This window comes from Neptuniibacter sp. (genome assembly GCF_024231755.1).
Taxonomy (GTDB): Bacteria; Pseudomonadota; Gammaproteobacteria; order Pseudomonadales; family Balneatricaceae; genus Neptuniibacter.
On record NZ_JAAEQH010000359.1, the window covers coordinates 1 to 598 of the forward strand.

Genomic DNA, 598 nt, shown 5'->3' on the forward strand with positions numbered 1-598 from the left:
TCAACTACTGTAATACCATGCGGGCGTCAGTTTCCAATCACCTTTTCAAAGAATACTGAACTGAAATTTTCAATTCCTGCGACGCCGCAGTTTATCGATGCTTCAGGTTTGCAATTCAGGTAAGTAGTTTGTTCAAAATTCTACCCTTAAGCTAATGATGCAAATTAACTTTACAGGCTGCAAATGCAGATTGTCGATAAGAGCACTGGAAAGCCATTTAGGGGTCTTGATCACAAGATGGCCGTAATTTGTGGCGTGGGTGGTTACACCTGCTGGTCTAGAATTCGCCTGACAGCTCGAGGAAAGCCGATTAAAGATTATCCGTATGCGGCCTACATGGCTCATGTTCCTATGGTCGTCGGCATCGATGCGGGTTACATGAACAGCGTTCTTGCTTCTACTGCCACTTTTTCAATTGACACAGATCCTGTACAAGATGAGTCTTTTGTAGCAAATACCAGTCTAGATAATAGGCGAATCCTCATGCAGAGAAGTAAGATTCTCGAATGTATCGCTAGACCATTTCTTCCGCTGTTCATGATCGATAGCTTTATACCAGCTTTATGTAATTGGACGATTGAGTGCACATTGAATTCGA

The 598-nt window shown here is 42.8% G+C and carries 1 protein-coding gene; it reads left to right on the forward strand.

Features of this window, described 5'->3' with window-relative positions:
* Positions 1–183: 183 nt before the first annotated feature.
* A partial coding sequence (locus tag GY843_RS20050) for a hypothetical protein (RefSeq protein ID WP_297312345.1) occupies positions 184–598 on the forward strand: 415 nt, incomplete at its 3' end.